Source organism: Stenotrophomonas beteli (assembly GCF_001431665.1).
GTDB lineage: Bacteria > Pseudomonadota > Gammaproteobacteria > Xanthomonadales > Xanthomonadaceae > Stenotrophomonas > Stenotrophomonas beteli.
On the sequence record NZ_LLXV01000065.1, the window covers coordinates 1 to 14,327 of the forward strand.

Sequence of the window (14,327 nt, forward strand, 5' to 3'; positions counted from 1 at the left end):
CCGCGGCCAAGCCCCCAAGGATGGGTTTACGGCGTCTCCCACCACCGGACCCACCCCGCCATCCCACGGAATGTACGCCGTTGCTGTTGCTTCGGCCGTTGCCTCTGCAGGTGCAGGGCTGCAAGCCCTGCCGAACAACCCTCAACCTTCGCAGTTGGCAAATACGTCGCGGTCGCGCTCGTACAGCGCCGTCTTCACCTGCATCAGGCCCAGCACCGACGGGAACAGGTTGTCGTGGTCGGTATAGGCCGCCGAGCGCTTGCGCACGCACTGCAGATCCAGCCCGCGGCTGCTGGCGAAGCCCGGCGAAAACCACATCGTCATCGGCACCCGGGTCTGTTCGGCCGGGGCGATGGCATAGGGCACGCCGTGCAGGTACAGGCCCTTCTCGCCCAGCGACTCGCCGTGGTCGGACAGGTAGATCATCGCGGTGTCGTAGTCCTGCATGCCCTGCAGCGTGCCGATGGTCTTGCTCAGGAAGTGATCGGTGTACAGCACGGCATTGTCGTAGCTGTTGGTGATCTCTTCGCGCGAGCAGCGGCCGATGTCACGGGTGTCGCAGGTCGGGGTGAAGCGGCGGAACGCGGCGGGATAGCGCTCGAAATACGCCGGGCCGTGGTTGCCCAGCTGGTGCAGCACCACCACGCGGTCGCCGGGCCGGGCACGCACCTGGGCGGCCAGATCCTGCAGCAGGATCTCGTCCATGCAACGACCATCCGCGCACAGGCCCGGCGTGGTCGCGTCGGACAGTGACTGGAAATCCAGGTTCTCGCACACGCCCTTGCAGCCGGACTGGTTGTCACGCCACAGCGGCGCGATGCCGGCGCGGTTCAGTACGTGCAGCAGCGACTGGTGTGCACGAATCTTCTTCTCGTCGTAGTCGTGGCGGCCCCACGGTGAGAACAGGCACGGCAGCGAGACCTCGGTGCTGGTGCCGCATGAGTGCATGTCCGGGAAATTGATCACGCTGGCCTGTGCCAGTTCCGGCGTGGTGTTGCGGCCGCCATTGAGGCCCCAGTTCTGCGCACGCACGGTCTCGCCCATGACGATCACCAGCAGGCGCGGCTTGCTGGCCGGTGCGCGCGGCGTGGCCTTGGCATCGGTGCCGATGGGCAGCTTCGGCGCGCGCTGCACCGGATTGTCGCCACGCAGTGCCCGCGGCATGCCCAGCAGCACGTTGGCCGGGGTGGCCAGGTAACGCACTTCGCGCTGGTTGCGCATCAGCGCCGAGACGTCCTGGAACGAGATCAACGCGCCGCCGACGGCGGTCACCGCAGCCACTGCCAGGAAGCCCAGCCGCCACAGCAGGCTGCGGCCCCAGCTGCGGCGACGCAGCTGCACGCGCCACAACGCCACCATCGGCAGCACCGCCAGCAGCAGTACCGGCCATATCAGCGACACGGTCATCAGCTCGCGGCTTTCCTTGGGGTCGGTCGCCAGCACGTTGCGCAGCATGTCCGCATCCAGGTAGATGTGGTAGCGGCCCATGTAGTGCGCGGCGAACGCAGTCACCAGCAGCAACAGGCTGATCACCACCTTGGCATTCCAGCGCCAGACCAGGAGGCCGAGCAGCACGCCGTGCGCGCCCAACAGCAACAGCAGCAGTGAAAGCGCGTAGCGCAGGCTGCCCGGATGGCTGGCCATCGCGCTGTGCCAGAACAGGCTGTTGCCGGCCACCGCGAAGAACAGGCTGGTCAGCGCGATCAATGCTTCGGTGGACAGCTGCGGACGCCAGTGGCGAAGAGCCGCAAGGGCGGGGAGCCAGGCGGGGCGTTGGACCGATGCACTCATGCGTTTGCCTCCTGGCGGTTGGAACGGTCCAGCTGACGGCGGATCAGGGCATACAGGCCAAGCGAAAGCAGCCAACATATCAATACGGTGGCCACGTCATGCGAAAGGAAATGGGCGCCCCGCAGCTGCTGGCTGATGCCGAACACCAGGCCGGCACCCAGGCCGATCCACAGCCCGGCCCAGCGCCAGGACGGCCGCCACAGCAGCGCGAAGAAGTACAGGCAGAGCCAGGCGTAACCGGCGCTGGCGTGGCCGGCCGGGAAGCAGGCCTGTGGTGCCATGCCGGCAGGGCGTACAGTGAACAGACCGATGAAGGGCTGATGGCCGCCGTAGCGCAGCAGGTCCCAGGGGCATTCCATCGGCACCAGCGACTTCAGCAGGGAAATCACCCCGGTACCCAGGGCCATGGCAATCACGACATAAAGCAGCGCCCAGCGCAGGGTGCGATCGCGACCCTTCCGCCAGTGATGGAAGCACAGCAGGATCGCCACCAGCGCGGCGGCGGTGCTGAGCCATTTGCCGGCCTTGTGCACCACCGTGCGGGTGATCCAGGCATCCTGCAGCGCCCAGCGGCCCCCTTCGAGGCGGAACAGATGATCGGCCACCCATTGATCGCCGCCGAAACCCATCAGCAGCGCAAACAGGGGCAGACCGATTGCGACAGGCAGCCAGAGGTGAGTTACGGAAAATCTTGACGCCAGTGGCGATGTCGCAAGCGGCGCTACCGAATCAATGGGACGGACGGGCATGCTGGGCAAGGGCGGTTCGGGAATCCGCGGTCATGCTCGTCACCTTGATGTCGGAGAAGGGTCGGACGCTCGTTCGTGCCGGGTTAAGGATTCCCCGGCACGTGTCAACGTTCAGTCTTCTTCGGCGTTCGCACCGGCTCGTTCGGCGTGGCACTTCGGGTCCCAGGCCGTACCGGGAAGCAGTTGCCAACGATTCCTGTTGGCCACACCGATATCGATCACCCTGGCCGGATCCACGCAGGGGCTCATCGCATCGTCCAGCACCAGCAGCCAGCGCTTGGCAGGCGCCTCGGCCAGCCACGGGCCCGCGTCGTGCCATTGCTCGGCCCAGGGCCGCTTGAAGCCGAACTCGCGTGCCGGTCGGTCGGCCTGCAGCAGGTTCTGCTCACGCCAGGCCACCAGCGCCAGCTCGGCGTCCGGGCCGATCCGCGCACCGACCCGGCGCATCAACGCCGAAGCCGAGGCATAGGGGTCCAGCGCCGGGATCAGCACCAGGCCGTAGAGCATCCACAGCAGGCCGTGGGTCAGCAGCACCAGCGTCGCTGCACGGCGCACCCGCAGCCAGACGATCAGGGTGGCCAGGGCGATGGCGAACGTCAGCAGCCCGTCGCCCAGCACCGGCAGCAGGGTGTCAGGCATGGCCCGGCGCTCCAGCTGCGCCAGCGCCCACGGGTGTTCGGTGAGCAGCATCACGCCCAGCGTACCGGTGGCCAGCATCAGCATCGCGCTGTAGCCGAACAGGTAACGGCGTACGCAGCCCCGGCGCAGCAGGCCCGGCAGCAGCGGGGCCACGGCCAGCGCCATGGCCGGCAGCATCGGCAGCAGGTACACCTCGCGCTTGCCCGGGCTGGCACTGAAGAACACCAGCACCAGCAGCGCCCAGCCCAGCAACAGCCACTGCCGGCGGTCGCCACGGCGCAGGCGGCGCCACCACGGCTTGAACAGCAGCGGCAGCAACAGGCTGCCCGGCAGCCACAGAGTGAGGATCACCTGCAGGTAGTACCAGGCCGGTTGCCGGTGGTGCCAGGCGTTGGCATAGCGGGTGCCGGTCTGCTTGAACAGCAGTTCGTGGGCGTAGGCCTGCAGTTCGGCGCTGGGCGAGTGCAGCAGCGCCCAGCCCAGCGGCGCCAGCCATACACCTACGCCCAGAAGGAAGGCCGGGATCAGCCACAGCAGGGTGGCCGGGTGCGGGCCGTCCACGGTGAATCCCCGGCGGCGCTGGTACAGCCACCAGCCGAACCACGGCACCACCATCAGCAACGGCAGGAAGCCCACGCCCTTGGTGACCGTGCCGAGGCCGGCGGCGAATCCGGCCAGCCACAGGGCCGGCAGGTTGCGACGCTCGCACAGGTGCCGCAGCAGGCCCCACAGGGCCACGGTGGTCATGCCCACCAGCACCATGTCGATCTGCGCACGCTTGGCCATCAGCCCGAACTGCAGGGTGCAGAACAGCGCGGCCACGGCATACAGCGCGTGTCGTGGCGACCACAGTCGGCGTGCCAGATCCGACACCAGCCACAGGCTGAGCAGGGCACCCAGCAGCGAGGGCAGCAGGAACGACCATTGCCAGCTGCCGACAATTTCGTACGCGGCCGCCTGCAGCCACATGAACACCGGCGGCTTTTCCGCATACAGCTCGATGCCCCGGTGCGGCAGCAACCACTGGCCACTTTCCACCATGGCGCGGGCGGCCAGCACGAAGCGCGGCTCGTCCGGCGGCTGCGGCTGGCGCAGGCCGATACCCGCTGCCAGCGCAGCGATGATCAGCAGCCACAACAGGGGCAGGCGCCAGCGGTGGGGCAGGGCTACGGGCACGGCAGGCTCCGGGAGCAAAACGGCCACTCTGGGGTGGCAGGGGTAGGAAAGGCGTCGGAACCGGCGCAGGGCGACCGCATTCCGACATGGTCGGCGCTACCATGGTACGAACTTCCGTGGATGTTTCGTGCATGCGTCTGTTGGTGATCGAGGACAACCGCCAGCTGGTGGCCAACCTGTTCGACTACTTCGAGTCGCGCGGGCACGTGCTGGACGTGGCCCCGGATGGCATCACCGGCCTGCACCTGGCCGGCAGCCACCCCTACGATGCGGTGATCCTGGACTGGATGCTGCCGCGCATGGAGGGCCCCGAAGTGCTGCGCCGCCTGCGCGCCGAGCATGCCTCGGAGGTGCCGGTGATCATGCTCACCGCGCGCGACGAACTGCCGGACAAGATCGCGGGTTTCCGCGCCGGCGCCGATGACTACCTGACCAAGCCCTTCGCCCTGCCCGAACTGGAAGTGCGGCTGGAGGCGCTGCGGCTGCGCGCGCAGGGCCGCAACCCGCGCAAGCGCCTGCAGGTGGGCGATCTGGTGCTGGACCTGGCGACCCTGGAAGCCCAGCGTGGCGGCCAGGTGCTGCACCTGTACCCGGCCTGCCGCAAGTTGCTGGAAGTGCTGATGCGCGCCAGCCCCGGCGCGGTCACCCGCCAGCAGCTGGAGTTCGCGCTGTGGGGGGACGAGCCGCCGGACGGCGATCTGCTGCGTTCGCATGTCTACGAGCTGCGTCGCAGTGTCGATGGTCCGTTCGGCGAGAAGCTGATCCATACCCTGCCGCGCGTCGGCTATCGCCTGGCTGAGGTCGCCCCTGGCGCTGCCGGCAAGGACGATGATGAAGGCGCGTAGGCCGGGGCCGCTGTATCGGCGCGTAGTGTGGTGGTTGCTGGGTTACCTGGCGCTGATTTCGCTGGCCGTGTTCAGTGTCGGCAACTATGTGCACGAGCACGCCGAACATGCGGCCTGGCGTGCGCTGCTCAATTCCGAGCTGGACAGCATCGTCGAGCACGTCGAGCACGAGCCGCACTACCGCTGGCAGGATTCGGACACGCTCAGCCTGTACCGCTTCGATGCGGCCAACCTGCCCGACAGCCTGCGTACGCTGCATCCGGGGCTGCATGACGGGGTGATGATCAAGGGACGGGAGACGGCGGTGATGGTGCGCGAGACCCGGTCCATGGGCCGCGTGGCACTGGCGCTGGACATCTCCGACTTCCATGACCTGGAGCAGTTCGCCACGCGCTGGGTGATGCTGGCCGGGGTGATCATGATTTTCGTCACCGTGCTGATGGCGTCGTTCGGCATGGAGCGCATGGTGCGCCCGCTGAGCCTGCTGGCACAGCGCATTGGTGCACTGCGACCGGGCGTGCAGGGACAGCGTATCGAGGTCGATCCGCGTGGCAGTTCCGAGCTGCATACCATCGCCGATGCGCTGAACGACTACCTGGACCGCAACGAGCAGTTTGTCGAGCGCGAGCGGGTGTTCATCAGCACTGCCAGCCACGAACTGCGCACGCCGATTGCAGTGATGACCGGTGCGGCCGAGCTGGCGCTGGAACAGCCGGGCCTGCCCGAGCGCGCGCGCCAGCAGGTGCAGCGCGTGCTGCGTACCGCGCAGAGTGTGGAGCAGCTGATCGAGCTGCTGCTGGTCCTTGCACGTGATCCGGCGCGGCTGGCGGCGCGCGCCGAGCGCATCGCGCTGGACCAGCTGCTGCCGGAGATCGTCGACGACCATCGCCACCTGCTCGGCGACAAGGACCTGAGCATCGGCATCCACGCCGAGCCGGTGGATATCGTCGCGCCGCTGGCAGTGGTGCAGGCGGCCATCGGCAACCTGCTGCGCAATGCGATCGAGAACAGCGGGCGTGGCCACATCGAGCTGCGGCTGAGCGCGTCGGCGGTGCTGACCCTGCAGGACCCGGGGCATGGCATGAGCCCGGAAGAGATCGCCGCGATCCATGCGCGGATGGCCCGCGGTGAGCGCGCCGACCGCGGTGGCGGCATCGGCCTGGACCTGATCGCGCGGCTGTGCGAACACCTCGGCTGGACGCTGCAGTTGCAGCCCTGCCAACCGCGCGGCACGCGCGCCACCCTCGACTTCAGCGCTGCGCGACCGGCCTGATCCGGTTGTGCTGGTAGATGCCAACCTTGGTTGGCATGCGGTTCGTCGACCAGGGTCGACGCCTACCAGGCACCGGTCACCGAGAAGCCCAGTGCTTCGTAGAAGCTGCGGGAGGCCGCCAGGTCCCTGACCGAGAGGCTGACGGAGAAGGCGCCGAGCTGCATGGGAGAAGTTCCGGAAAGGGCAGCCGGCACTGCAGCATGACCCGGCGTGAAGACAATGTTAATCTCGGGATGCGCCGCTGCATGCGGCGCTTTTTTTTCCCGCTCTTTCGATCGACAGAGGATCCCATGCCGACCGAACCCGCTACTGCCCTGATCAGCAACGACATCGTTGGCCTGGGCCTGATTGCCGCCACCCTGGCCCTGATCTTCTGGGCTGCCAGTGGCCCGACCCCACTGCTGAAGAAGATCTTCGCCTGGGTGCCGGCCCTGCTGCTGTGCTACTTCATCCCCGCCATCTACAACACCGCCGGTGTCATCGATGGCCACAACACTTCGCTGTACAACCCGGTCGCACGCGATGTGCTGCTGCCGGCCGCGCTGGTCCTGCTGACCCTGTCGATCGACCTGAAGGGCATTGCCAAGCTCGGCCCGAAACTGCTGGTCGTGTTCTGCGCCGGTACTGCCGGCATCATGCTCGGCGCCATTGTCTCCTTCCAGCTGATGACGCTGATCCACCCGGAAACCGTGGCCGGTGACACCTGGGCCGGCATGGCCGCGCTGGCCGGCAGCTGGATCGGTGGCGGCGCCAACATGGTCGCCATGCGTGAAGTGTTCGGCACCGACGCCACCACCTTCGGCCAGTTCGCCGTGGTCGACGTGGCCTGTGCCAGCCTGTGGATGGCGATCCTGCTGTTCCTGGCCAACCGCGCGCAGCAGATCGATACCCGCAACGGTGCCGATACCCGCGCCATCGATGAGATGAAGGCGCGCATCAGCGCCTACGAGGCTCAGAACGCGCGCATTCCCAGCATGACCGACCTGATGGTGATCGTCGGCGTGGCACTGGGCGGCGTCGGCCTGGCCCACGCCATCGCCGCACCGCTGTCGGGCTGGTTCAAGGCCAATGTCAGCTGGGCCAGCCAGTTCAGCCTGGACAGCCCGTTCGTGTGGGTGATCCTGCTGTCCACCGCAATGGGCCTGGGCCTGAGTTTCACCCGTGCGCGGCAGCTGGAAGCGGCCGGCGCCTCGCGGCTGGGCACGGTGTTCCTGTACTTCCTGATCGCCTGCATCGGCATGCAGATGAATCTTCTGTCGCTGCTGGATCGGCCGTGGCTGTTCCTGCTCGGTGCGATCTGGATGGCCACCCACGTACTGGTGCTGTGGATCGTCGCCAAGCTGCTGCGCGCGCCGTTGTTCTTCTTCGCGATCGGTTCGCAGGGCAACATCGGTGCGGCTGCTTCGGCACCGGTGGTGGCCGCGGCGTTCCACCCGACGCTGGCGCCGGTGGGGGTGCTGCTGGGTACGGTGGGTTATGCCACCGGCACCGGGTTGGCCTATGTCACCGGCTTGATCCTGAAGTGGATGGCCGGCGCCTGAGTTCATGTTGCGGGTTCGCGGCGTGCGCCGCGAACCCGCTTTGCCCGTGTAGAGCCGAGCCCGCGCTCGGCTTTCTTTTGCCTGCTACAACCTGGAAGGGGCCCGATCCGTTTCCCGGAGGAAACGGATCGGGCCCCTGATGCTCCTCGCCTTCACCGGAGATCTGTCGAAGGTGTGGGTGCCGGGCGGCAAGCCCGGCACCCACGCCCAACCCTCAACAGCAGCGACCACCGTTGCGTCCGCCGTAGCGCGCTTCCTGGCGCTCGCGGAAGAACGTCTTGTAGTCCATCGGCTCCTGGTCCGGGTGCTTTTCCAGCATGTGCCGGACATAGTTGTCGTAATCAGGAATGCCACAGCACAGCCGTGCGGTCTGCACCAGGCGTCGCCAGAGGCGTCGGTGCGCCTGGTACTGCCCCACGGGAACCAGTTGCGTGCTCATCACAGATCCACCATTTCATGCGGCTTCAGCGCCACGTACGGGGTCTCGCGGTCGCTGCGCTGCGGGTTGCGGCGTGCCGCCAGGATGGTCTTGATCGCATACACCAGCACCGAGGCGACCACCAGCAGGAACAGCGCGGTCAGGCCGGTATTGACGTAGGCGTTGACCACGATCTGCTGCATCTGCGCCACCGACTTGGCCGGCGCGGTGATGGTGTCGCTGGCGATGGCGGCCTGGAACTTGTGCGCCTGTGCCAGGAAGCCCTGCGCCGGGTTGCTGTCGAAGATCTTGATGAAGCCGGCGTAGGTGGTGCAGATCAGCAGCCAGATGGCCGGAACGGCCGTCACCCACGCGTAGCGGTCACGCTTCATCTTGAACAGCACCACGGTACCCAGCATCAACGCGATGCCGGCCAGCATCTGGTTGGAGATGCCAAACAGCGGCCACAGCGTCTGGATGCCGCCGAACGGGTCAACCACGCCGGTGTACAGCAGGTAGCCCCACAAGGCCACGCAGCCGGCCGTGCCGATGATGTTGGCGGTCCACGATTCGGTCTTCTTCAGGGCCGGCACGAAGTTGCCCAGCAGGTCCTGCAGCATGAAGCGGCCTGCGCGGGTACCCGCGTCCACTGCGGTGAGGATGAACAAGGCCTCGAACAGGATCGCGAAGTGGTACCAGAACGCCATCATCGCGTCGCTGCCACTGGGAATCGCTTCATGCAGGATCTGCGCGATGCCGACCGCCAGCGTGGGCGCGCCACCGGCACGATGCAGGATGGTCGGCTCACCAATCGCTGCCGCCGTTGCAGTCAGCTGCTCGGGGGTGATGGTGAAGCCCCAGGTGTTGGTGATGTAGTGCGCGGCCGATGCGGCGTCGGCACCGATCACCGCGGCCGGGCTGTTCATGGCGAAGTAGATGCCCGGATCGATGATCGAGGCCGCCACCAGCGCCATCACCGCCACGAACGATTCCATCAGCATGCCGCCGTAGCCGATGTAGCGCATGTGCGCTTCATTGGCCAGCAGCTTGGGCGTGGTGCCCGAGGAAATCAGCGCGTGGAAACCGGACACCGCACCGCAGGCAATGGTGATGAACAGGAACGGGAACATGCCGCCCTTCCACACCGGGCCGTCACCGCTGGCGGCGAACTGGGTCAGCGCCGGCATCTTCAGTTCCGGCATCACCACCAGGATGCCGATGGCCAGGGCGATGATGGTGCCGATCTTGAGGAAGGTCGACAGGTAGTCACGCGGTGCCAGCAGCAGCCACACCGGCAGCACCGAGGCGACAAAGCCGTAGCCGATCAGCATCCAGGTGATCTGGGTGCCGGTGAAGGTGAATGCAGGGCCCCACACCGGGTCGGCGGCCACCTTGCCGCCGTACCAGATCGCGGCCAGCAGCAGGATCAGGCCGACCACCGAGATCTCGCCGATCCTGCCGGGGCGGATGTAACGCATGTACACGCCCATCAGGATGGCGATGGGCATCGTCGCGATCACCGTGAACATGCCCCACGGGCTTTCGGCCAGCGCCTTGACCACCACCATCGCCAGCACCGCCAGGATGATGATCATGATCAGGAACGCACCGAACAGGGCGATGGTGCCGGGTACCTGGCCCATTTCCTCGCGGACCAGGTCACCCAGCGAACGGCCGTTGCGGCGGCTGGACAGGAACAGCACCATGAAGTCCTGCACCGCACCGGCCAGCACCACGCCCACCACCAGCCACAGCAGTCCAGGCAGGTAGCCCATCTGCGCGGCCAGGACCGGGCCGACCAGCGGGCCCGCGCCGGCGATGGCGGCGAAGTGGTGGCCGAACAGCACGTGCTTGTTGGTGGGCACGTAGTCCAGGCCATCGTTGTTGATCACCGCCGGGGTGGCCCGGGTCGGATCGAGCTGCATCACCTTGTTGGCGATGAACAGGCTGTAGAAGCGGTAGGCCACCAGGTACAGCGACACTGCGGCGACGACGATCCACAGCGCATTGATGTGTTCGCCGCGGCGCAGGGCCACGGTGCCCAGACAGAAGGCGCCGAGCAGGGCGAGGACCGCCCAGCCGATTTTGGAAAACCCTTTCATGAGGTGCTCTCTCCCGGAAAGACAGTCAAAGAGTCCCGCGTGCCCTCGACAGGGTCAATTGGCACAGGACGAATCGGCGGTAGTACTTTGGTCGTACGTTTGTTGTGCTGACGTGCAGCGAACATCAGGGATGGAACAATCGGTTGCGGCGCCGCCCATTGGCGTGTGGCCGTGTGGCGTCCATCTTCATTGGCATCCATCCAACAGGAGTCGCCATGAGCCTTCCCGAACCGGCGCGCGTGCTGCGCACCATCCGTGGCATGCCCACCTCCGACGGTGCCGGCGTGCGCCTGACCCGTGTCATCGGCGGCCCGACGCTGCCCGACCTGGATCCGTTCCTGCTGCTCGACGAATTCGGCACCGACCGCGCCGAGGACTACATCGCCGGTTTCCCGGAGCATCCGCACCGCGGTTTTGAGACCGTCACCTACATGCTCGACGGGCGCATGCGGCATCGTGACAACCATGGCAACGAAGGCCTGCTGACCCCGGGCAGCGTGCAGTGGATGACTGCCGGCCGGGGCCTGGTGCATTCGGAGATGCCCGAGCAGGAAAGCGGGCAGATGCGCGGTTTCCAGCTGTGGGTGAATCTGCCGGCGAAGGAGAAGATGACCGAGCCGAAGTACCAGGAGTTCGCGCCTGAGCGCATTCCCGTGGTGCAGCCGGCAGCCGGCGTGGAAGTGAAGGTGATCGCCGGGACGGTCGACGGCACCCGCGGCCCGATCGTGCAGCCGGCTACCGAGCCGCTCTACCTCGACATTACGTTGGCGCCCGACCGGGCCTGGACCTACACGCTGCCGGAAGGCCACAACGCCTTCGCCTATGTATTCGAAGGGGCGCTGACGGTGGGTGAGCAGGACGCTGCACGCGACGTGGCACGCCAGGAACTGGCGGTGCTGGGCGGTGGCGAACAGCTGCATGTCTCGGCCGGCAATGAAGGCGCGCGCCTGATCCTGGTGGCGGGCCGGCCGCTGCGCGAACCGGTGATGCGGCACGGTCCGTTCGTGATGAACACGCGGCAGGAACTGATGCAGGCCTTCGTCGATTTCCAGGAAGGCAGGTTCTGAGGTAGTGCCGGCCGCTGGCCGGCAACTGCCTCGCAAGCAGGCGGATCGGGGTGCCGGCCAGCGGCCGACACTACCGTCGGATCGGCTCGCATTGCGGGGATGCTGCCAGGCAGTCATCCCCGCCACCTTCAGCGCCCGGCGGCTACGGCAGACGGGGTCAGGCTCATGCCCTGCGCCAGCTGTTGCAGCGAGCCCAGTTCCTGCGCGCTGTCCGGATACAGCGAAATCTGCGCGTAACGCCCTTTGTCGAGCTTGACCACGCTGATGCGGCGCTCGGCGTAGCCAGGCGGCTGCTGGCCGCCCAGATCGGGCTGGTACCAGTACAGCGATTCACCGCCGAAACTGCCTTTTTCCTGGCGCAGCGAACGGTTCAGTGGAATGGCCGGGTCACGTGCGCTGAGCATCAGGCTCAGCACTTCTCGGCCCTCTGCGGTGGCGGCGCGGCAGACCAGAAAATCGGCCTGCGCCTGCTGCTGCCATTGCAGGCCGCTGCTGGCCGGCAGCGAAGGGCATTCGGTGGGCGCCTGGGCGGCGGCCTGGGCCGCAACGAACAGCAGGCTCGACAACACGACAGGCACGAACTTCATGCATCCCCCAAGGTGACGAGTAGGTTGGCTCGGCCGCCTGTGACCGGCGGCCATGGCATCCCATCCCCGGATGCCGCCCCGCCCGGCATGTGCACGGGCGATCAACTCAACCTTAACGGAACGTGAGCGATCGCACAATTCGCGGTTACAGACGTAACCATTGCGGCCGAGGGTCGGCCGCAATGGTCCGGTTCCAGGTCAGCGGTCGCTGCCGATCCACTTGTAGATGAGGCCGCCGATCGCACCGCCCAGCAGCGGGGCGACCCAGAACAACCACAACTGGCTGACCGCGCCGCTGCCGGCGAAGAAGGCCACGGCGGTGGAGCGGGCCGGGTTCACCGAGGTGTTGGTCACCGGAATGCTGATCAGGTGGATCAGGGTCAGCGACAGGCCGATGGCCAGCGGTGCGAAGCCGGCCGGTGCCTTGCCGTGGGTGGCGCCCATGATCACGATCAGGAATACCGCGGTCAGCACCACTTCGCACAGGAAGGCCGCCGCCACGCTGTAGCCACCGGGCGACAGGGCGCCATAACCGTTGCTGGCGAACGCACCGGCCTGGCTGCCATCGATGGCGAAACCACTGGCCCCGGACGCGATCTGCAGCAGGATGAAGCCGGCCAGCAGGCCACCGGCGACCTGGGCAATGATGTACGGCACCAGGTCCCTGGTCGGGAAGCGGCCACCGGCCCAGAGGCCGACGCTGACCGCCGGGTTGAAGTGGGCGCCGGAGATGTGGCCAAACGCATAGGCGCCGGTGACCACGGTCAGGCCGAAGGCCAGCGCCACGCCGAGAAAACCAATACCCAGTGGATTGCTGTCACCGCCGAACTTGGCGGCCAGCACCGCGCTGCCACAGCCACCCAGAACCAGCCAGAACGTGCCGAGGAACTCGGCGGACAAGCGTTTACCCATGCTCATGTGTTGCACTCCCTTGACGGTGAAAGTGTGATTTATGTCACATTTCGGTGATCAGCGGGTGACTGTAGCGTCAACGCCGGGTGCAGGGATACACCTTCAGATGTGTGCAACACGCGATGTTCAGTACTGCGGCAGCGGAATGAACTCCTTGTCGTCGCCCGGAATGGTGCCGAAACGGCCGGCTTCCCAGTCGTGCTTGGCCTGCTCGATACGCTCCTTCGAGCTGGACACGAAGTTCCACCACAGGTGGCGCGGGCCATCCAGCGGCTCGCCGCCGAACAGCATTGCCTTCACCGGCGTCTTCGCGCGCAGGCGGCCTACCGCGCCGGCCTCGGGAATGATCAGGTGCTGTGCGGGGACATCCACGCCATCCAGCTGCGCCTGGCCTTCGAGGATGTAAAGGGCGCGCTCACGGTGGCCGTTGTCGATGTCGATCTCCGCATCCGGGTCGAGATCGATCGCGACGTTGAGGGTGTCGGCGAACACTTTCACCGGCGATTCCTCGCCGTAGGCACGGCCGGCGATCACCCGTAGCCAGGCCCCGTTGCGGCGCTGCTCGGGCAGGGTGGCGGCGGCGTGGTGGTAGAACGCCGGTTCGATTTCCTCGTGCGACTTCGGCAGCGCGACCCAGGTCTGCATGCCGTGGATCGGATTGTCATGGTCACGGTCCGGTTGGGGCGTCCGCTCGGAATGAGCGATGCCACGGCCGGCGGTCATCCAGTTGACGTCACCGGGGCGGATGACCTGGTCCGAGCCGAGCGTGTCGCGGTGGCCGATGGCGCCCGACCACAGGTAGGTGACGGTGGCCAGGCCGATATGCGGATGCGGGCGCACGTCGATGGCGGTGCCCGGGTGCAACAGTGCCGGGCCCATCTGGTCGACGAACACGAACGAGCCGATGCTGCGCGCCTGCAGGGTGGGGACGGCGCGACGGACTTCCAGGCCGCCGATGTCGTGCACGCGCGGGGCGATGATGGTGGTCATGCGGGCGTTCTCGCTGGCAGGGATCAGGCGGCCAGCATCGCATGCAGCTGTGACGGGGACATGCCCCGTATGGGTAACAGGGTGTTCCAGCCAACGGCGCAGCCCCTCGTGGCTGGTTGCTTGGTCGCTGAAGGCAGAAGCAAAAGCAGAAACCGCGCTTGGCCGGGCGGGTGGGTGGCGCAGGGGACGCTGCAAGTACGTCCATGTAAGCTCGATCGCCGCATCCATGCGGCTCAC

The 14,327-nt window shown here is 66.8% G+C and carries 12 protein-coding genes and 1 pseudogene; 4 read left to right on the top strand and 9 right to left on the bottom strand.

Going from position 1 to position 14,327, the window contains the following annotated elements; translation table 11 throughout:
• Positions 1–141: 141 nt before the first annotated feature.
• The 3 genes from ARC23_RS16755 to ARC23_RS16765 all read right to left on the bottom strand — a co-directional run bounded on the left by ARC23_RS16755 (position 142) and on the right by ARC23_RS16765 (position 4,355).
• The gene (locus tag ARC23_RS16755; protein ID WP_057498243.1) at positions 142–1,791 is read right to left on the bottom strand and encodes a phosphoethanolamine transferase; all 1,650 of its coding nucleotides are present in this window, start codon (positions 1,789–1,791) and stop codon (positions 142–144) included.
• Positions 1,788–2,540: a phosphatase PAP2 family protein gene (locus ARC23_RS16760; protein WP_057498244.1), complete on the bottom strand. Its 753-nt coding sequence runs from the start codon at positions 2,538–2,540 to the stop codon at positions 1,788–1,790. The genes ARC23_RS16755 and ARC23_RS16760 overlap by 4 nt, the downstream gene beginning before the upstream one ends.
• A gap of 111 nt (positions 2,541–2,651) precedes the next feature.
• Positions 2,652–4,355: an ArnT family glycosyltransferase gene (locus ARC23_RS16765; protein WP_057498245.1), complete on the bottom strand. Its 1,704-nt coding sequence runs from the start codon at positions 4,353–4,355 to the stop codon at positions 2,652–2,654.
• A gap of 131 nt (positions 4,356–4,486) precedes the next feature.
• Here ARC23_RS16765 and ARC23_RS16770 point away from each other — a divergent pair, with 131 nt between their 5' ends.
• A complete protein-coding gene (locus tag ARC23_RS16770) occupies positions 4,487–5,200 on the top strand; it encodes a response regulator transcription factor (protein WP_057498246.1) in 714 nt (237 codons plus the stop codon).
• Positions 5,187–6,473 (top strand): sensor histidine kinase, encoded by a 1,287-nt coding sequence (locus tag ARC23_RS16775; RefSeq protein ID WP_057498247.1) that lies wholly within the window; start codon positions 5,187–5,189, stop codon positions 6,471–6,473. The genes ARC23_RS16770 and ARC23_RS16775 overlap by 14 nt, the downstream gene beginning before the upstream one ends.
• A gap of 71 nt (positions 6,474–6,544) precedes the next feature.
• Here the strand turns inward: ARC23_RS16775 and ARC23_RS21355 are convergent.
• Positions 6,545–6,637: pseudogene (locus ARC23_RS21355) on the bottom strand (VOC family protein); the annotation flags it as partial.
• A 126-nt stretch (positions 6,638–6,763) separates the two neighbouring features.
• Between ARC23_RS21355 and ARC23_RS16780 the strand changes: the two are divergent.
• Positions 6,764–8,014, top strand: a complete 1,251-nt coding sequence (locus ARC23_RS16780; RefSeq protein WP_057498248.1) for a DUF819 family protein — start codon at positions 6,764–6,766, stop codon at positions 8,012–8,014.
• Between the two features lie 214 nt (positions 8,015–8,228).
• Here the strand turns inward: ARC23_RS16780 and ARC23_RS16785 are convergent, their stop codons facing one another.
• Both ARC23_RS16785 and ARC23_RS16790 read right to left on the bottom strand, forming a co-directional pair.
• On the bottom strand, positions 8,229–8,453 hold the full coding sequence (locus ARC23_RS16785) for a YbdD/YjiX family protein (protein WP_057498249.1): 225 nt from the start codon (positions 8,451–8,453) through the stop codon (positions 8,229–8,231).
• The gene (locus tag ARC23_RS16790) at positions 8,453–10,534 is read right to left on the bottom strand and encodes a carbon starvation CstA family protein (protein ID WP_057498250.1); all 2,082 of its coding nucleotides are present in this window, start codon (positions 10,532–10,534) and stop codon (positions 8,453–8,455) included. The genes ARC23_RS16785 and ARC23_RS16790 overlap by 1 nt, the downstream gene beginning before the upstream one ends.
• Positions 10,535–10,749: 215 nt before the next feature.
• Between ARC23_RS16790 and ARC23_RS16795 the strand changes: the two genes are divergently transcribed.
• A complete protein-coding gene (locus ARC23_RS16795) occupies positions 10,750–11,601 on the top strand; it encodes a pirin family protein (protein ID WP_057498251.1) in 852 nt (283 codons plus the stop codon).
• A gap of 128 nt (positions 11,602–11,729) precedes the next feature.
• On the opposite strand, the gene ARC23_RS16800 is transcribed toward ARC23_RS16795, so the two are convergent.
• The 3 genes from ARC23_RS16800 to ARC23_RS16810 all read right to left on the bottom strand — a co-directional run bounded on the left by ARC23_RS16800 (position 11,730) and on the right by ARC23_RS16810 (position 14,090).
• Positions 11,730–12,188 (bottom strand): hypothetical protein, encoded by a 459-nt coding sequence (locus ARC23_RS16800; RefSeq protein ID WP_057498252.1) that lies wholly within the window; start codon positions 12,186–12,188, stop codon positions 11,730–11,732.
• 198 nt (positions 12,189–12,386) lie between these two features.
• Positions 12,387–13,106: an aquaporin Z gene (gene aqpZ / locus ARC23_RS16805; RefSeq protein ID WP_057498253.1), complete on the bottom strand. Its 720-nt coding sequence runs from the start codon at positions 13,104–13,106 to the stop codon at positions 12,387–12,389.
• Between the two features lie 120 nt (positions 13,107–13,226).
• Positions 13,227–14,090: a pirin family protein gene (locus ARC23_RS16810; RefSeq protein ID WP_057498254.1), complete on the bottom strand. Its 864-nt coding sequence runs from the start codon at positions 14,088–14,090 to the stop codon at positions 13,227–13,229.
• Positions 14,091–14,327 lie beyond the last annotated feature (237 nt).